Raw genomic sequence first — 18,703 nt, 5'->3', positions numbered from 1 at the left:
GTTTTACATTGCTTTTTAAAGCCTCATTTTATTTAAATGGTGTTATAGATTTAACTAAGTTGTAGAGCTCTGATGTACATCAGGGTTATGCATTTATTGCGGTTGTCAGTGAGCCTGCAAATGGTAATATTAACCAATACAAACCTTTCAATGCCCACCGAAAATTTTCTATTAGATAGGACAAAATGGAAGCAGCAAATTACCCATTATTTTTTATTCATATATCTAAAACTGCAGGTTCTAGTTTCCGCGTAGCGGCCGAGCGCTACTTCGGTAAAGAGCATGTCTTCTATGATTATGGGCCTAAAGCAAATGAGACTAACCCAGACATACGAACGTTAGATTATGAAAAGCGTGACCGCTACGCAGCCGGAATGAAGATAGTAGAAAAAGCTAAATTCCTTACAGGGCATATTAATCATCCTAAATATGCGCCATTTATTCCGGCTAAGAATGCAATCACCTTCGTTCGTGATCCTATTCAACAGGTTCGTTCTCATTACGAGCATTTTACCCGCCACCACCGTTATAAACGTTCGTTCACCGAATTCGTAAATGAACCGCGATTTAAAAACGTACAATATAAAGCGTTTCAAGGCACGTGGCCTGACGCTATTGGTTTTATAGGTTTGACAGAACGTTACAATGAATCATTAGCACTCATCAATAAGATGTATTCCATTGATATTCAAGGATTGGATATCAATAAAAATACAGAGAAAAAATCTTCAAGCTATGAATTATCAGACGAAGAGATTGCGCTTATAAAAAAGCACAATAAAGAAGATTTTAAACTTTATGAATATGCACTTACACGTTTTGAACGGCAAAAGCTGGCTATAGAATCTGATACTCCTTTTATTCGCTTTGGTAAGACAAACATGGCTGCAAGTGATGAAGGCAAAATGATAAAGGGGTGGGCTGCCGATTATAACAGTCAGTCTCCTGTAGTTATTGACGTGCGTGTTGGTAAGAAAAAAATTGCTGAAATACCAGCCAGTGAATACAGAAGTACCGCTAATGAACGAAACATTCATCGAAACGGTTTTGTTGGGTTTAGTTTTACTTACCCTAAAAAGCTTAAGAATGGAGAGCAGATCGACTTTTTTGCTAAGAGTTCAGGTGAGTTGTTACTGAGTGATTCTATTGGTCGTTGATTGATAACAACTTTTTCAAAGGGTCAACAAACAGCCTCATAATTTGCAAGTAAAAAAAGTAACCTTTCTTCTTTAGCGAAACAATGGGAGAACACCATTGTTTCGCTGAATAACCTAATTGAAAGGCAGGTTTTATAACACAACAAGCTTACTTTTTACTTAGTTTATTAATTTGCTATAGAAGCTTTTACCTAACGCAATTTTTTTTATACCATAACTAAGTACAAACTAACTCAGTGGAAGTTCAGAGATATCGAACTCACTAGTTTTTGTAGTCAGTTCAGGGGCTTCTATTTCAAAACGGCCTAAAAAGTGAGTTTTTCTAGCGTACTCGGCAAAAGGCACTGGATTTTCGCCGTACATTTTTAGAGCAACGCCAGCGTAGTGTCTTGTAGTGGGCGAGAAATCATCATCATTGATTATTTTCTTTAGAACTTCTTCAGTAGCCTCACCACCATTACTTAATGCATTGCGAGAAACTAAATGGTGCACCGCGCGTTTAGCATTCTGTGTCACGCTATCTGTCTTGCAATGTAAAACAAATAACTTAAAAAAATCGTTAGGATTAATATTATCCTTGACCTTTTTCACATGTAGATTGTGACCTAGATGGTCAATATCAAATAGGCAATTTGATGCAGCTATTGATTTGCCTGCTACCGTATTATTTTTAATTCTTCCAAAATTAATATCTAGACTAATTTGACTATCGAATCTGTGGTCTGCTCCATCGGGTAGATGTAAAACGGCATCAAGCCAGGTAGCCGGAAGAACTTTACCCGAAAATTGCTCTAATATACTTTGAACATATTTACCGGAGAGCGCATCATTCTCTTTACCAACTAAAAATTCGTCCGCGTCTAGTACAGTAACGTACTTTGCTTCTTGGCTTAGAAACTCATAAAATTTTTTATTACTCTTGGTCGTGTGGATACTGTCATAGTACTTTCTATAATTTAAGACCAAGATATCTTTTGAATAGTGGTGAAGCTTATCTAAGTAGCTCTGAGAAGTAGACTGGCAATCTAGAATAACAAGATTCTCTTTACCGACAATTGATTCATGGTGATGAATCCAATGATCAATTAAATCAGTTTCATCTTTGGCTTTTAAAACAATTTTTAATTGAGTATTTGTACCTTTCTTTGAGAAGTTGACGCCAAGTTTTCTTCCTTCTTTCACCCAATGCTTATAAGCTTCTGTCGTACTAAGAAAGTTTTGAGATACTTCTTTAGAGTAAGTACTCGCGTCAAAATCCATATCAAAGTACGAAAACTTTAACTCAGTCATGCCAATGTCATGGATGCCCTGTTTGTTTCGTAAAAAACTAAATGTATCTATAGTCAAAACAATCTCTTATCAATAACGTGATGTAGTAATCTAAGGTTGTCTAAGTATAATACCGCATCAAGGCTACCTTTCCAATTTAGCGGACTTTTAGCTTTGTCAGTAAATTACATACAAAGGACTTAACTATGGCGGTTGTTTCAGGGTCTATTGATAACTTCAGAGTTCTCTCTGATGGTCGGATTATGGTAGGTGGTTGGGCGTTTTTCGATAAGGCAAATAAAAAGGCATGTTCAACTCTTAAGTACAGCGACCAAACCGTAGAAGTTCATCGTTCAAACAGGCCAGACATTTCAGATACGGATAATTTTGGTTTTCATTTCCACTTGAATGACGAGTATCAACTTCTAGAGTTGGTATTAAATAAGTCATTCTTGACTGCTACTTATGAATCCGAGAGCAAAGCGTTAGGTGTTTGGGCTAAGCTTAAAGAAAGAATTTATGAGCACTTGATAAGCAGTTTCGTTGATAAAACTGGGGAAGAGTATCAGTCTAAGTTGCTTGTCAATATGATTCATTCGGTAAGAGGTAGTAAGCAACCTATCGAATCAAATGGCCAAGAATATTCCAAATTTGATTTAGAGGTCGGCGCTGTAACTTTCGATTCTAATGTAATCGTTGGGCGAGATAGTCAGCTATTTCTTTTTGAAGGCAGTAATAAGCTTCACCTTCAATATTGTAAAGACGAAAGCCCTAAGTTAGTAAGTAATTGGTTAAATCTAATTGAAAGTAGGGGCAAGTATTTAGCGGCTGAAAACATTGGCTTTTTACAGCTAATCGTCCCTGAAAAACAATCAATATTGCATGACAAATATCCATTGGATGTTACTACTCCAACTGCAAATCTTCGTGTGCTTGAGGAAGAGCTTAAAGAGAAAGTGTTTTATAGCTCTGTTTATGACCTATTTTCAAACCTTTATAAGCACTCTGGCCATAATCCATATCAAAAAGCAGACACTCATTTATCTCTTGTTGGGGTTTCAAGTTTAGCTCAACTTGTATTAACTCATTTCGGATTGAATTATCAAATCGATCTTGGGGAAGTCGAGTTTAAAAGAAGAAGCGGAGACTTGGGAAATAAGCTAGTCATTGGAAAGGCTTTCTGCGAAGAACTTCATCTAAGTGATTGTGAAAAAATGTTTAATGGTTCTGATAGTCTCAAGTTGGTAGAGAAGTTTGATCCTCCGAATGGACATTCAGGTGCACTTAGAAAGTGGATAAATGAAAGCGCGCCAATAGATAAAAGCATAGTAATTATGGGAAATTCTGTTTCGGAAAGGGGAACATCTCAATTTGGCTTGAGTTGGTGGCTTTCTAGAGTTTTCAAGCGAACCACTTTTTGCTGGTCTTCGGCTATGCTGACTAACATTATTGAAGATGAAAAACCTGATTACGTTATATGTCAGACAGTAGAACGCTTTTTACCTACAGTACCTAAAAGCTAAAAGTAACTAGATCTGCAATTTAGTACTGTAAACCAGAGGCGGTTTTAACGATGCTAGGCTGACGTTTTTATAGATTCTCTGAATGTATTAGCGTCTAGCTTAGCTAGTGCTAGCTTTAGGCTCTTATTTTCGATTCCTGAAAATAAGTTAAGCAGTACACATTTTTCATCTTCTCCTAACAGCTTGGAAAGCCTCATTATCTGCTGAATGGTTTGTTGACTCCTCTCGAATACTTCTAATCTAGCCCGCTTTATTAAAGGCTTAATACCAGTCAATGTTAAAAAGCCGTAGTAAGCGTCAACATATTTTGAATAAGCAATTTTTCCAAATTCCATTTCTAAAGTGTCGCTTGAGGGGCGCTGATAGCCGTCGTGGTGCTTCGAGAGAAATATCTTATAATCATTGAATGAGTTATGCTTTGACGCTAAGTATTCCACCTCAGAACGCATATTTCGCTTTAATATAAAGCTAGGGCATGTAGAGCCTGAACGTTCAAATACAAGTCCAAATTGGTGTGTTACAGGTTTCAAAAGAATTTTTTGCTTTAAAATCGAAAACGCGTCATTTTCTAACGCTTGAAAGCAAGGTAATTTAAAAGAATGAAGCTGATTTCTAGTGGAAATGAATTCATCCACACTGCTCTTAAAATTAGTGGGTAACCAAAACTCATCGACATTTAACTGAATTGAACATTCAGCATCGCATGTTTGAGCGAACTCATAAGTAGAGTAGGGTTTGTGCAAAAACGAATCTTTAAGCACAACTTTAACTTGCGGAAATGCTTGGGCAATTTTTTGTATGACCGCTAACGTTGAGTCAGAACTGTTAACGATCAATAATTCTAACTCATCAAAGCCAAAATAAAGGTGGTGAAAAGCCCATTCCGCAATATAGGCTGCGTCATCTCTTACTATTCCAGTTATTTTTACTTTCATTGCGACTTCTCTATTTGTAATAGCGAAGGGACATGAAATATTTCGTGAGCAGCACAAAATTCAGCCCAATCTATAACTTCAGACCACTGACTCAAAAATAAAAAATCTAAACCGAATTTAGTGGACGATGTAAAATCATATTTGCTATCACCAATGAAAAGAGCTGGTAGCTTAATGTTGTCTCTTTCTATCTCTCTTGAGAATATTGTTTCTTTGCTATCAGGGCTTCCGAAAATGCCACCTTCAAAAAGACAGTCTAGATTTCTATCTTTAAATAGTTGGTGAAGCTCTTTTTGTGCGCCTCCAGACACAACTAACCAGTTTGCATTTGGTGTCTTTTTCTTAAGCAGTAAGAGGTCTTCATTAAAGTCGCAGGTCGCGAGTCCTTCTTTTACCGCAGATTCATAACTTTTAAGTAATGATTCGTAAACCTCTTCACGTTTCTCTGCATCAATGAATGTATTTACAAACCAGTTAAACTTCTTATAGCGAGATATACCACCATTACTCGTATGATAACTTTCCAAAGCAAGAGCGCACTCTTCTCCATAGGGTAAAGCGGCAGTGTAAAATGCACGTGTCTTGACTTTATTCGAATTTAGAATCACGCCATCGCAGTCGAAAGCAATGGTTGCATAATCACTCAGCTTCATAACTCATTCCCTGTGCCAACATTTCTTTCTCTACAATTTCGACATCTTCAGGAGTGTCTACAGCGTAGGTTCCTGCCCTGGTTTCAACCATTTGGACTGCAACACCTAACTCCAGAAAGCGAAGTATTTCGATGTCTTCGAAATTCTCAAGTTCGCTTTTCCGACCGAAGTCACGGAAAAGGTTTAGTTCATCCTTATTAAATGCGTAGATGCACACCTGCTTTTTATACCTTTTAGGCTTTTTGTCAGGTTCTTTGCACCCTGGCAAAGGGGCTCTCGACATGTAAATGAGTTCATCTTTTTCGTTTGTAATAACTTTGGGGATGTTAACATTGTCAGCTTTTTCTTGAGCGTCAAGGTAGGTGAAACCATTAATGACTTTCGTGGGGTTAGCCAGCTTAACACTCAATATCTTCAGTATATCTTCAGGGTCAACCAAAGGTTCGTCGCCTTGAAGATTAACAAAAATGCTCGCATCAATTTTGTTAGCCGCTTCTGCTAGTCTGTCTGTTCCGGTAATAGCTTCACCCGTCATTACAACATTGAAACCAGCGCCTACTACAGTTTCTCTTATACTTTCACTGTCAGTCGCTATGTATACGTTCTCTACGCCTATTGCTTGTGCGGCTAACTCGGCTACCCATAAAATCATGGGCTTACCGAGTAGCTTGACTAAAGGTTTCCCTGGGTATCTGCTTGAAGCAAATCGTGCAGGAATAAGAATAACTGCCCTATTAGTTGAGTGCACATTGAACTCCATAAACTGAAGTCGTAGAGATGTCGTATTCGGTAGGTGTTATCGATACGATAGGTATTCGAATTTGTTCCAAAAACGCTTTGAAAACTTTTTGCATTTCCTGTGTCCGTTTATCACCGGGCCCAAAACCATCGAATCCTGCCAGGTTGATTTTTGTGGCCAAACCTGAGGAAACAATGCTTAAAGCGTAGCTAATTGCCAATGTATTAGGAACAGTTGCTGACGAATCTCTTATTTGAAATTTACCTTCTTGAACATCTAGGCCAAAGTCTAATACCTCTTTTTCTCGTAACGAGTTTTTCACTTGATCAGGAAGTGAATATAATGGTGTCACAAGAGGTTGAGGCAGCAATAAGTGCTGATGGTAATCGGCAAATATGCGAATAGGATGACTTGCTACTCTTAAATCAATGTAGCTCTCATCAATAGAATTTTGTGTATTTAATGCTATTACTATAGGTGATGTTTTATTAATAAACGCTTTTATTGCCGATTGATGTTCCTTCAGACTAGCTCCCGCCCCTAAAATGAGAACTTGTCTATTCGCAATTTTCTCTTTAGGTTTCCAAGAGCCCTCGTACGGCTGCTGAAATAGGTTTCTTGAAGCGTCTAAAGCACTATGGCAAAACTTTGAGCCTCCTTCTTTGTGTAAATGCTCAAGTGTGGCTACGATATCTTCATTGCTATAGCGAGGGTCGCAAAGCATTTCCTGTACGAAAGTGGGGTGTATGCCATATTTGCCCGATAGGTAATAAAATGGGTTTGAGCCCCACCCGTATTTGTTTTTCAAAGGCTGAAAATATGACTTAATGACCTCAAGTAGTGGTACTAAATTAGCTGGCTTGCCTTTGCGTTCACCTATTTCGATTAACAGTTCTTCAACTCTAGCGTTTCCGGGGCCGCGCCCCATTCCCGTAACTGTAGCATCTAGCCATGTAACGCCTTCATCAAGTGCAGTTAGGGTATTATCCAGTGCTTTACAAAGGTTATCATGAGTGTGAATACCGATATCGCCACTCCAATGTTTACGAAGCCATTGTATTATCAGCTTGCAACTTTGAGAGTTCATACTGCCCATAGAATCTGCAAAGTAAAGGACGTTAATGTCGAATGTACTTGCCATTTGAGCGAGTGATTCGATTTCCTCTTGTGAACGTTCAGCGATTTGCATGAGATTAAAGCCAACAGAATAGCCATGCTCTTTAAGCCAAGTACTAGCGGGAAGCGCCTTTTCAAACTCATGAATATGACAAGCTATTCTAACTACATCAACTTTAGAGTTTTCTGAAGATGTTGGAAATAAAGAGGCGAGAGCTTCTTCTATAGACGAGGCTTGAAGAAGTTCAGATGCATTGACCATTACAGCAACTTTCAAAGATTGCGGAATGGCAAGCGTTGATAAATATTCGTCAGTAGTAAAAGCTGCAGCACCTTTAAAACCAGAGTTGTTTAACGAGCGAAGTCCTAATTCGACAATATCAACTTCAGCAGACGCCATAGCATGAAGATATTGATTTACGACTTCAGTCGGGAAATTCCAGCTGTTGTAATAACCGCCATCACGAAGCGTACAATCTAAGATAAACATTCAGCTTCTCCATTTATTACTTTCTGATCAAGAGCTTTTAGATTATTGGTTGCTTCTATTGCTGCTGGGTCATCAAGCTTTCTAGAAAACCATTTCATTGCAATACAAGTTTCATTTGGTTTGTCTTTAAGTGTCTTTTCGATATCTGCAATATTGACGCAATTTTCAGAAAGGTCTCTTGGGTTTCTTTTGTCTGTTGACGGTTTTAAGGGCTTAGTTACAACTATGTTATTGGCTGATGAATCATAGGTATAACTAGACTCCAGAAGTTTGGAGGCAATAGTTGGTACGATGCCCTCTTCGATAGGCCATAGCAACTTAGGTTCTTCAAAAAACGCTTTCGGATAAAACTTCTCAATAATAGTGCTCATTTCAAACCATAGAGCTGCAGGGAAATAAGAACCTTCTTGCCTACCGCTATATATCTCATCATCACTAATATCTAAGTATTTTCGGATTTCTGCAAAACACGGGTCTTGCATCATTCTGTCGTAATGCGGCCATGCGGTGCTTGGCTTGTGTTTTAAAAAGCCGCATTGATGCTTATTGACATGTTCTACAAGATTCCCTTTTATAATTAGGTCTGCATCTGTATGGATATAAACATAACCAAATTCTTCTTGGCTGCTTCTAAGCCTTTTACTATTGGCAATCTGACCGCCAAAATTACACAACTCACTGGTTTTAAAAGGTGATGAACTCGCATCCACAAGCATGTCGGGTAAAAGCGCTAGTTCCGCAGGATTAATGTCCCCGTCTGATGCGACATGTAAGAAGTGTTTAGCTTTCTCTCCATGACTAGCAAAATAATTGGTGAGCTGTCTTTTTACGAAGTTAATGTTAAAGCTGACGCAAGAGAGTATAGCTACATTTTTATGGCTCATATTACGCCCTCATTAAGCTAATAGGTAAACAACAAACGTTGTGACCAGTTGATTTGTGTGGGGGCGCGAGGTAGTAGTGTATGAGACTAACTTGCATTTAGAAAAATCTTTCATAGTGTCCTTTCTTGCATAGAGTGCCAACCTCTCGTAGGTTGAGCTGCACAGAAATGGCGCTCTCATATAAAAATGCTGATTAGTTAAATGAGCATAATCGATAAAGTGCGCACTACTCTGCATATAACGAAACTATGTAAAGAGTACAGTCGAAAGAGTGAAAGTTTGATGACACCTTTATAAAGGTAATGTGACAGTTTTAATTGTTTAAAACAAAAATGAAATATATACGTAATATTTTCTGATGATGTTCGGCCTCATTCTAAGCCGAACATTCGTTGCACGAGACGTTATATCACTTTGATTAAGGTTGCTCGGGTGAACTAGAGATAACTTCTATAATTTGTGTGGTAGATACCGATGGCGTTCTTTCAAGATAAACCACTTCACAAATATCTTTGAATTCGTCGAACTTTCCTTTCCAATCGTCGCCCATCACAAGAGTGTCAGCGTTATACTGCAATATATAATCGCGTTTCTTTTCTAACGATTCTTCTTCAAAGCAAAGGTTGACGTATCTTAAGCTATTTATAATTTTCATTCGGTCATTCTGATTGTAAACCGGATAACGCTGCTTTTTTGAATAATTAAGGGCGTCAGTAGAGACACCTACAATAAGCTGATCTCCCAAGGCAGCAGCGCGCTGCAATAAATTTACATGCCCTACGTGAAAAACATCGTAGGTGCCAAATGTTATAATTCTTTTCATTGTTAATCCTTTAGCCACTTCTATATAGCGAAGTATTAAAAATATAAAAATTCAAATTGTTGTCTAGCTCGGCCCCAATCAAATGTCCATAGCGGATCAGGGGTTCGCCAACCTTCACCATAATTACAGGCTAAAATTCGTTCAGGGTTCGCTGGAATATAAAGTGTGTTGCTACCTATTTGCTTCTTTTGTAGTGGCAAAACATCCGAGATCTTAACGTCACCTCTACTAATAGGATTCATGCACGCAGCTTCGTTTTCAATAAATCCAGTAAATATATCTACATTAAGCCCTGCAGGTGTTACGCACCAGTAGTGAGCAAGATCTGACTTTCTTACTGTACAGCCTTTGTCAGTTAAGAAGGATACCAGACTCTCACGCTCTGCCAGTATATCAGCTTCAGTTGGCTGTTTGCTTATATAGCAAAGGTCAATATCATCGTCGTGCTCAATAAGTTTACCGTCACGAATAATGCCTAGTAACGTACCTGAAGAAATAAAAGTAGGGAGACCAAAATCATCGTTTAGCCAGGCTAATAGCTGTTCTATATCCTTGAGTATTCGCTCTTTCTCTTTGTCTCCACGCAAAGCGAAAGTTCTGCTGAAGCCATGGGGACCAAAAGCGAGCTCTAAGGGATGAATTAACTTATTTATTGTTTGTTGAAAAGCTAAAGCATCATCTTCTTTACCTTCGGCCTTTAGTTTATTCAAGTATTCTTGACATTTTTGAGGTTCTAACTTCAATGCTGAAACTATTGCTTTATCAAATTCCGTTTCGCTTTGAGCTTGAAGGGTCTTTAAACTTTCCCAGTTGTCGTAAACAGTAGCCCAGTTTACTAGGTTGGTTGAGTGTTCAATAATAAGACTTAACGCACGGGTAAAGAATCGGTCATCTCTGTTAAAAACCGATATTTTCTTTACAGTTTGTTCTTCACCTAAGTCAATAATAAGCCAGGGATTAGGTTCCAAAGCAGTGTGGAATCCCGAGCCACCATTTTTTGTTCCATTAACAGCACCATGACCACTGTACTTATCGTCGTAACGAGAGCTCACTAAAACATTAGCGTTTAGTGCCATGTTTCTGCCGTTTTCGTCAAAGATTTCTATTTCGTCTAAGTGGAACACTTCAGTTATTTGAAGCGAGAGTTTTACATATCTTGTACGGATATCACATTCAACGACGAGAGGTTGGTCGTTCAACACGCCCTTAAAGACAGGCAGTACATCACTTAAGTTCTCACTTAGTTGCTCTACCTTTTCGTCGGGTTCAGTTTGAAGTCCAACTAGCTTTCTTAAATTAATCATAAATTCCACAAAAATTATAAAAAGATTAGGCGTGCTTAATGACACTTTAACCCTTTTGCTTAATCGTCATCTCTAAGTTTCCACGGCCACTCGTGAAACTTGTCTGATATCGTCCAGCCACTGCCATAGCGCTCTAACAAAAAGTCTTCTATTTTGTTAGGCGTTGGGAGAGCTTGCCCGTAGAGCTCCAAACTCTTTCTACCATCAAATATGCTTTTGTCGATCCCTCGAATTGTCATACTTTCCATATGTAGATAAGCTTTTTCCTTGGCAATCCAATAGGGAAATATATCGATCATCACACCCGTTTTTTTGTTGTAAAGGTGAATGTTTAAGTTGTGCTGTTGACCATAGTCGATACGATATTTATCGTGAGGGAGGTTTTTTATGATCTCGTCTCGCAACTGACGAGCTCTGCGTTCAGAGATATCTTCTTCCGGAAGGCGTACTAATATATCTACATCATCGTCGTGTGAAATAAATGCGTTATCTCTTTTGGCGCCTAATAGAGTGCCGTAGGCTAAACAGGGCTGTAATTCCATATCTTCTAGCATTGCCATGACCTCGCTAAGCGTAGCCATGACGGCAGGAATGTCATCTACTAAACAACCTTTTCTTGCAACACCGTGCTTGGTAAATTTGACCGTCTCTTTGTTCAGTATTAGGCGTGCGTCATTAACTTTATCTTCAAGCTTATTTATAGCTTCACGAGTGCTTAAAATCGTAGCAAAGGGTTTTAAGTTTAAGCTAATTCCTTTTTGCATTTGTGCAGTAAGAACTAATGCCAATAGTTCAAGCTCTAAATTTTCTTGTTCACTAGGAATTGGCTCTAATGTCCACGACGAAAGGCATTGTTCTAAAAATGATACAAGGCGGTTGTCTTGTAATACCATCTCAATGTTTAGATGGTTTGCTAAAAATGCCAGAAAGTGAGTTCGTCTCTCTGTATCCGATGAAGATTCATCTGAAAGCTGCCAGCCAAGCGCAATTAGCTGATTAGTTAGGACGGGGAGAGCGTCGCTAGGCCTATGAAGGTTGATTATAGAGCTCTCGTATATTCCCTCAATGTGAAGCTTCTTAGCACGTATTCCCCACTTGTCGCTTCTATTTCGAATGTTAATGGTGTCTACATTTTGAGAGCCTTTAAAAATCACCTTTAAAAAAGGTGATTTTTCTCGCGATGAGTGAAAGCCTTTATCATTAAAAACTTTGTAAGGGTCAGCATTTTCTGGAATGCTACTACTAAATTCAATATCGAAATCTGCTTTGGGCTTTAAAAGCGTACCGTCTTCGCAAAGAATTTCAATTCCACCAATATTTAAAATTCCTGGGTTTTCGTCCACTTTAACAACAAACGCATCTAAGGGACGTTTTACGCTTACGCTTAGCTTACTTCCCTTTGCATTTCCGAAAAAACCAATAGAAGGAAATGCTAAGTTAGTCTCAATATTAATTTCAACATTAGAGATTAAAGACGCCACATCTTTAACTTCAACAATTTCTTCAGTCGTATTTATACAGCTGATAATTACCCATTCGTTTTTGTTTTTTAGCAGGGGGGCAATCGGCAAACGCAAAGTATAATTTATTTCAGCTTTTGACATAGTATTGTCACAATCAAATGTCACTATATCTAATAGCAAGCCTGTAGACAGTCTCGCCATAACTGCGCTCTTATAGCAGCGGTCTAAAATGCGTGTGCCCGAAATTTCTATAAACATAAACTACGTAGTTCCTTGCTTCTGAAGCTCTACAGGAAGAAGCGCTTGTTTGAGTACCAAGCGCTTAAAAAAGGCTAATTGAAAAAATTTAAGTGTTCGATTGCACAATCAGCATAGGAGATTGGAGCTTCTATATTTTCGCTAAGTTCCATCCATAGCGTTTTACTAGTCGCGTTAAGCATAACTTTCGCCAACGACTGCGGGTTTCTAGCACTAAAATGAAGGCCATTAACGCCATCGTCTACTTTTTCTGCCATACCACCAATGTTCGAAACAATTAAAGGTCTACCAGCAGTAAATGCTTCCTGAATCACCATAGGGGAATTTTCCCACCAAATTGAAGGTACTACAACCCAGTCGACTTCTTGAAGCCTATTTCGCTGCTCATCTGGCCTGTAAGGCCCTACCCAGCGTAAACAGCCTTCAGCAATCAGCTTTTTGGCTAGCTTCTTTATCTTAGTTTGAAACTCACCAGACTGTGCTTCTATATTCGCACCGTGTATCTCAACAAGAACCTGCTTTCTTTCTTCTTTTGTCATGCTGCGAAGCGCTTCTAAAAGAATGTCTATTCCTTTATACGGGTTAACTTGCCCAAAGAAGCCAAATCTATTTCTGGTTTCGTCTTCTTGAATAGCGCGAGGTTCTAATGGAGGTAAATTGCTTTGACCATTTTCAATAACTACTATTTCGTTTTCGTTAATTCCCCAGTTTATATATCGCTGGCGTAGAAATTCAGATGGAGAAATAAAGCCATCAGCAAGGTCAAACGTAGACTTAAACGTGTGCTTGCGAAGCCAAAAGTCTTCGGCTGTATGTTCTGGAAAACAACCTCTGCACTCGTCAAAACTTTCGCTGCTACATAGCTTCATACCTTCGCCCGTCTTGACCATTTGACCGTTGTGTTTACAAATGGCCATGTACTCGTGAAGGGTTAAGTAAACTTTAATACTGCTATCGTATTTTTTAATAGCGCGAATGAACTCGAGCCCAATATGCGCGTAATGATGAATGTGTACAACGGTAGGCTTCAGCGACTTAAGTAAATCAACAAACCAAGTTGTTATCGACTCTTGATGTGCAGACTTCATTAAGTGCCAGTCAGCGATACCTTGTTCCCACAAGTATTCATTGTCTCGGCGTTTATGAATTTGACCCGTAACACCTCTTCCCCGGTCGGCGCGCGCTAAAAACCAGGTGTCTTCTACGTCGTCATTGTTTTTGAATGCTTCAAACAAGTTATAAGCTGCAATTTCAGCACCGCCCAAACTAAAGTCTGGGTGACCATGAGATACCACTAAAATTCTTTGTTTCATGTGCTTAGTTGCTTCCTTTTAACCTTTGCTAACGCTTTGTTGTAGTAGTGAAGACCATTTATTTTGATGGCGGGTGGCATTGTATATTACCACTTTGGTTCTAAAATCGGGAGCGCCAGTTAAGTTAAACGATTGACGCTCTAGGTGCGTTAACTCAACAGTGGGAACGTATACACAATGCTTACCTTGCTCTCGTATCTTGAAGCACAAGTCAGAATCTTCGAAGTCGCCTATTAAGTAACCGTTATCCCAGCCCCCTACAGAATCAAACAGATCTCGGGTCATAAGCATACATGCTCCTGTTACCGCTGGAACTACAGTCGCTTCAGAATGTGGGTCTAAACTCGGGTCTATGCCCATGTTAGGATGGTGGTTAGTCCAAATAGACAACTCATTCCTATATACGAATTCCATACCAGCGTGCTGGATAGAGCCGTCTGCAAACAATAGGCGAGGGGAAACTACGCCATAGTCAGCGTTACTATTTAAGACATCCGTAAGCTGTTCAACCCACCCAGGATTCGTAGGAAACGCATCGCTATTTAAAAATAGAAGGTAATGCGCGGTAGCATATTCAACCCCCAAATTATTGGCACCTGAAAAACCTCTGTTTAATCCACCCCAAATTACTTTGAAAGGTATGCCATAAAGCGCATAGATATCGCTAGATAGTTTTTTAAAAGGCTCAACCAAAGTAGGGTCGTCGATAACGTAAATCAACTCACAATGGTTTTGCACAAACACATCTTTTGAGAAACACTGCATTTGCGCTTCTACAAAGTCTACTCTGCCGTATAGAGGAATGATTATGCTTGCTTCAGGACTGCTACACTTCCCAAAGCTATATACTTCGTGTGGCATAGCGGAAATAGCTGTATTTTTCTGCGCAATGGCACTAGATATTAAAGGCTCATCAATTTTGCTAATGCGCTTGGGCAGCTCTGATAATGGTGTATTTATTGAAGCAAGAAATTCAGCTATTTTTTTTGGGGTAGATTCAAGACGCTCGACTTCACCTTGCGCGATTTCGTGAGCACCTTCTGACGATAAAGCGTAAATTTTGAGAACTGTCCCAGGATTACACGCCGTCAATGCTTGAACAAAACCAGCAAGAGGTAACGCTTCAGTCATCTCATCTTCAAATGCGTTGTATACATCCTCACGATACTGGAAAAAAGCGGAACGCATCGGAAGAATTTGTCCTTGATTCGTCTCAAACCACATAAATGAATTCTGCTTTCGAATAACCCACCCAGATGTGACTGCTTCACTTCCACTTCCAGTGGCTTTTACTGAGTCGATGAAAGCTTTTACGTGAGGATGGGGGCCATTAGCTTTTGGTACTATTTTTGTCCAGTTTGCAAAGCGTTCAAAATCGTTCGAAGAGAACTCAGTGTTGGTGCCAAGAATGTCACATGCTTCTCTAAAATATTTAGAGTTTTCGTACTCTGAATCGGCGAAGTTATTTGTTCTGACTAAAGAGCGCAGGTCGTCATCACTTTTTGCGACTAGACCTCCATTGCGACCCTCAGCTTTTCCGTAATGTAAGTAATGGAAAAATGGATTGACACCGGAAGCAGCTACATCAGGGTAGGCAATCAAGTATTTGCTTGTTGAAAACCACTCACATGGATCTAATCCTTCTTTCCACCCTTCTTTTAAAAAGTGGTTAAGGTAGTCGTCTGTTTCCAAAAACTTATATTTCTTTGCGTAAAACTCAGCATCGAACTCAGTTTCTATGAGGTTTTTTATTGAGGCTTCTGTAATGCTGCCTTTATTTTTCTTGAAAACGCTAAGCACCTACTTCTCCATGTGAGGATTGTCATCATTCGATAATTTGCATGTGATATTACTACAACCGTATTATCGGGTGCAAAGTATAGAAAACAACAATACTGTTGATTCCATTATTTGAAGCCAATAAGTACTTAGATTGAGAACTTCAAGATATCAGGTAAGATTAAAGTAAAATTATAATGAATCGAAATTCGATCGTGCTCAGAGGAAGTTGAGGAAAAATATGTCGGACTTAGAATCGACCTTAAAAGGCCATATTGACCGTTTTGAAGGTGGTGTGTTACAGGGGTGGGCAGCGAGAATCGGCGATGAGTCTCCAGTCAATTTAGCTGTTTACGATGACCAAGGTGTATTTTTAGGCGAAGGTGTAGCCGACCTTTATCGAAAAGACCTCGAATCTGGAGGGATTAACAAAGGAAATCATGCATTTTCTTTCCAGGTTAACACTTTACTTATGGAAGAAGGGCGCTCAATTATTATCAAGTGCAAGCAAACTGATAAGTTCGTCGCAAAATCTCGTTTTGAAATTGAAAACATAAAGCCTTCTGCAAGTGTTGTAGTTGAACATCTATTAGGAAATAAGCTTTCCTTTACAATATACAATCATAGCATCGACGACGAGAGCAAGATTCTTACCTTTAGCATAGGCAAAGAAAAAATTGGTACCTACGAGTTTAGCAAAAAAGAGAAAATGCACTCATCGCACATCTGGGTTCCAGCAAAATTTCTCGATAATGCATATCACGTGATAAACGTAGGCATTCAAGGCGAAGTTGGAAGCTATGGTAGGTTGGAAATAAAAGGTGACCCAATCCTCACGCCATGGGACTTTTTAAATCATAGTAGAAAAGAAGCTCACTTCATTTCTAAACCTGCTAGTGCTGATGGTCGCTATGAGTCTTTAACACTCAATCTAAGTGATTCAAATCGAGTAAGCGATATCAAAGATTTGTCTATTGCACATACAGTGTTGGTTGAGGGTTATCAGGGAAGAAAAGTATACCCGTCATTTTCTCTTCCTAAGGTTGAAAGCCCTGAAGCGTCAATAATAATTCCAGCATATAACAAGTTCGAGCTTACTTACCACTGCATTGCCTCTGTTTTTCTTGCATACAACAAGACGTCTTTCGAAGTCATTTTGGCCGATGATTGTTCTACCGATGAAACAGCAAAAGCGGAAGAAATAATAGGCAATCTAGTTGTGTCTAGAAACGAAGAAAATTTACGCTTTCTCAAAAGTTGTAATAAAGCATCTGAGCTTGCGAAAGGTGATTACGTCATTTTTCTAAACAATGACACCGAAGTGAAAAGTCACTGGCTTGATGAGCTTGTTGCGCAGCATAAAGCTGATGAGCATGTGGGGCTTACAGGTTCTAAGCTACTAAACCTAGACGGAACCTTACAAGAAGCGGGTGGAATAGTATGGGCTACAGGAGAGCCCTGGAACGCAGGGCGTAACGGCAATCCATTTGACCCAGCGTGGAACTATGTACGTGAAGTGGATTATGTTACTGGCGCAGCAATGTGTGTAACTAAATCAGTGTGGGAAGAGGTTGGTAAATTCAGTGAGGAATATGCACCATGTTATTACGAAGATACGGACCTTTCATTCAAAGTACGGGACGCAGGTTATAAAGTGCTTTATGTGCCTCATTCTGAAGTTATTCATTTTGAAGGTCAGTCTCATGGTACAGACGTAACTAAGGGCTTAAAGCAGTATCAAGTAGTTAATGAAACAACGTTTAGACGAAAATGGTTTAACACTTATAAGAAAGGGTCCAAACCATCTCTTAGTACTATGCATCTCGAAAAAGATAGAAATATCGAACAGCGTATATTGGTCATAGATTATGCTACACCGATGCAAGGAATGGACGCTGGCAGTCATGCTGCATTACAAGAGATAAAAATGATGCTGGCGTTAGGGTTTAAAGTAACTTTCGTGCCAGCGAATCTAGCGCCTATGGGTAAATACACCAGTGTTTTGCAAAAAATGGGCGTAGAGGTCTTGTATGTGCCTTTCTACTATTCATTAGACGATGTATTACAGCGCCGACTGGGTGAGATTGATGCTGTTTATATTACCCGTTACGATGTCGCTCAAAAATATGTTGACGTAATAAAAGAATCAGGCAAACCAATCCTATTCAACAATGCAGACCTTCATTTCCTTAGAGAAATTCGTGCAGCTTTGGTTAACAATGATGAGGAGGCTATGGATTTGGCCCTATTAACGAGAGATGAAGAGTTAGAAGTCTGTCAAAAAGTAGACGCCATACTTACATACAATACTACAGAACAGGCAGTAATTTCGAGCCATATCGCGCAAGAAGCCAATATGCATATTACTCCATGGATAGTCGAACCCAAAGATAGCGGCCCCCAATTCCACGAGAGAGAAGGTATTGCATTTCTTGGTGGATATAACCATAAACCGAACACGGAAGCTGTGGAATATATGGTTAAAGAGGTGATGCCGAAACTGAAAGTTCGACGACCTGACATCACCTTTTTCATTTATGGCAGCAAAATGCCTGAACATTTCAAGGACTTTGAAACTGATAATGTAAAGGTTAAAGGTTTTGCAGAAACATTAGACGGCGTTTACCACGATCACAAGGTATTTATCGCGCCTTTACTCTCTGGCGCGGGTATCAAAGGGAAAGTTTTAGACGCTTTAGCTTATGCTACGCCTACTATTCTCACTCCCATCGCTGCGGAAGGAACTGGTCTCACAAATGGAATTAATACAATAATTGCCGACGACGTAGACGAGTGGATTGAGGCAATTATAAAGCTGTATGACGACGACAAACTTTGGAAACAGTTTAGTGAAAATAGCGAAATACTAGCTAGGGAGAATTTTTCTTACCAAAATGGCGTTAAAAAGATGAGAAAAATCTTCGAGTCTGTTGGTATTTTTACATCCTTATAGAATCTTGCAAGTTCGATAAAAGCCACTTTTTTAGTGGCTTTTTC

14 protein-coding genes are annotated in these 18,703 nt (G+C 39.3%); 3 read left to right on the top strand and 11 right to left on the bottom strand.

Translation table 11 applies throughout. The features are described from left to right. Positions 1-185: 185 nt before the first annotated feature. A complete protein-coding gene (locus E5672_RS17060; protein WP_136783349.1) occupies positions 186-1,157 on the top strand; it encodes a sulfotransferase family 2 domain-containing protein in 972 nt (323 codons plus the stop codon). Between the two features lie 228 nt (positions 1,158-1,385). On the opposite strand, the gene E5672_RS17055 is transcribed toward E5672_RS17060, so the two are convergent. Further along, the gene (locus E5672_RS17055; RefSeq protein WP_136783348.1) at positions 1,386-2,504 is read right to left on the bottom strand and encodes a glycosyltransferase family 2 protein; all 1,119 of its coding nucleotides are present in this window, start codon (positions 2,502-2,504) and stop codon (positions 1,386-1,388) included. 128 nt (positions 2,505-2,632) lie between these two features. Between E5672_RS17055 and E5672_RS17050 the strand changes: the two genes are divergently transcribed. Further along, positions 2,633-3,949 (top strand): alginate O-acetyltransferase AlgX-related protein, encoded by a 1,317-nt coding sequence (locus E5672_RS17050; protein ID WP_136783347.1) that lies wholly within the window; start codon positions 2,633-2,635, stop codon positions 3,947-3,949. 53 nt (positions 3,950-4,002) lie between these two features. On the opposite strand, the gene E5672_RS17045 is transcribed toward E5672_RS17050, so the two are convergent. The 10 genes from E5672_RS17045 to E5672_RS17000 form a co-directional block, all read right to left on the bottom strand. Next, on the bottom strand, positions 4,003-4,884 hold the full coding sequence (locus E5672_RS17045) for a glycosyltransferase family protein (protein WP_136783346.1): 882 nt from the start codon (positions 4,882-4,884) through the stop codon (positions 4,003-4,005). Next, on the bottom strand, positions 4,881-5,537 hold the full coding sequence (locus tag E5672_RS17040) for an HAD family hydrolase (RefSeq protein ID WP_136783345.1): 657 nt from the start codon (positions 5,535-5,537) through the stop codon (positions 4,881-4,883). The genes E5672_RS17045 and E5672_RS17040 overlap by 4 nt, the downstream gene beginning before the upstream one ends. Then, positions 5,524-6,285, bottom strand: coding sequence for a 3-deoxy-manno-octulosonate cytidylyltransferase (locus tag E5672_RS17035; protein ID WP_205676506.1), 762 nt, complete (start codon positions 6,283-6,285; stop codon positions 5,524-5,526). Before E5672_RS17035 ends, E5672_RS17040 begins: the two co-directional genes overlap by 14 nt. Next, entirely contained in the window at positions 6,272-7,882 is a 1,611-nt protein-coding gene (locus E5672_RS17030) for an aldolase catalytic domain-containing protein (protein WP_136783343.1), read from the bottom strand. Before E5672_RS17030 ends, E5672_RS17035 begins: the two co-directional genes overlap by 14 nt. After that, positions 7,870-8,766 carry a hypothetical protein gene (locus E5672_RS17025; protein WP_136783342.1) on the bottom strand — a complete coding sequence of 299 codons (897 nt, stop codon included), beginning with the start codon at positions 8,764-8,766 and terminating at the stop codon, positions 7,870-7,872. Before E5672_RS17025 ends, E5672_RS17030 begins: the two co-directional genes overlap by 13 nt. Before the next feature lie 418 nt (positions 8,767-9,184). Then, positions 9,185-9,589, bottom strand: a complete 405-nt coding sequence (locus E5672_RS17020) for an FAD synthase family protein (RefSeq protein WP_136783341.1) — start codon at positions 9,587-9,589, stop codon at positions 9,185-9,187. Positions 9,590-9,624: 35 nt separating this feature from the next. Next, positions 9,625-10,893 carry a galactose-binding domain-containing protein gene (locus E5672_RS17015; protein ID WP_136783340.1) on the bottom strand — a complete coding sequence of 423 codons (1,269 nt, stop codon included), beginning with the start codon at positions 10,891-10,893 and terminating at the stop codon, positions 9,625-9,627. Between the two features lie 59 nt (positions 10,894-10,952). Beyond that, positions 10,953-12,614, bottom strand: a complete 1,662-nt coding sequence (locus E5672_RS17010; protein ID WP_136783338.1) for a LicD family protein — start codon at positions 12,612-12,614, stop codon at positions 10,953-10,955. Between the two features lie 74 nt (positions 12,615-12,688). Beyond that, a complete protein-coding gene (locus tag E5672_RS17005) occupies positions 12,689-13,927 on the bottom strand; it encodes a glycosyltransferase family 4 protein (protein WP_136783336.1) in 1,239 nt (412 codons plus the stop codon). A gap of 18 nt (positions 13,928-13,945) precedes the next feature. Further along, the gene (locus E5672_RS17000; RefSeq protein WP_136783335.1) at positions 13,946-15,727 is read right to left on the bottom strand and encodes a glycosyltransferase family 2 protein; all 1,782 of its coding nucleotides are present in this window, start codon (positions 15,725-15,727) and stop codon (positions 13,946-13,948) included. Between the two features lie 220 nt (positions 15,728-15,947). Here E5672_RS17000 and E5672_RS16995 point away from each other — a divergent pair, with 220 nt between their 5' ends. Further along, positions 15,948-18,659, top strand: a complete 2,712-nt coding sequence (locus E5672_RS16995) for a glycosyltransferase (protein ID WP_136783333.1) — start codon at positions 15,948-15,950, stop codon at positions 18,657-18,659. Positions 18,660-18,703 lie beyond the last annotated feature (44 nt).

Source organism: Alteromonas portus (genome assembly GCF_005117025.1).
Classification (GTDB): Bacteria; Pseudomonadota; Gammaproteobacteria; order Enterobacterales; family Alteromonadaceae; genus Alteromonas; species Alteromonas portus.
The sequence above is the reverse complement of the archived record's forward strand: the minus strand, read 5'-3'. Positions and strand labels throughout refer to the sequence as shown.

Coding starts and splice junctions, on each gene's coding strand:
- E5672_RS17060 (WP_136783349.1), top strand. CDS start 186: ATGGAAGCAGCAAATTACCCATTATTTTTTATTCATATATCTAAAACT.
- E5672_RS17050 (WP_136783347.1), top strand. CDS start 2,633: ATGGCGGTTGTTTCAGGGTCTATTGATAACTTCAGAGTTCTCTCTGAT.
- E5672_RS17045 (WP_136783346.1), bottom strand. CDS start 4,884: ATGAAAGTAAAAATAACTGGAATAGTAAGAGATGACGCAGCCTATATT.
- E5672_RS17040 (WP_136783345.1), bottom strand. CDS start 5,537: ATGAAGCTGAGTGATTATGCAACCATTGCTTTCGACTGCGATGGCGTG.
- E5672_RS17030 (WP_136783343.1), bottom strand. CDS start 7,882: ATGTTTATCTTAGATTGTACGCTTCGTGATGGCGGTTATTACAACAGC.
- E5672_RS17025 (WP_136783342.1), bottom strand. CDS start 8,766: ATGAGCCATAAAAATGTAGCTATACTCTCTTGCGTCAGCTTTAACATT.
- E5672_RS17020 (WP_136783341.1), bottom strand. CDS start 9,589: ATGAAAAGAATTATAACATTTGGCACCTACGATGTTTTTCACGTAGGG.
- E5672_RS17015 (WP_136783340.1), bottom strand. CDS start 10,893: ATGATTAATTTAAGAAAGCTAGTTGGACTTCAAACTGAACCCGACGAA.
- E5672_RS17010 (WP_136783338.1), bottom strand. CDS start 12,614: ATGTTTATAGAAATTTCGGGCACACGCATTTTAGACCGCTGCTATAAG.
- E5672_RS17005 (WP_136783336.1), bottom strand. CDS start 13,927: ATGAAACAAAGAATTTTAGTGGTATCTCATGGTCACCCAGACTTTAGT.
- E5672_RS16995 (WP_136783333.1), top strand. CDS start 15,948: ATGTCGGACTTAGAATCGACCTTAAAAGGCCATATTGACCGTTTTGAA.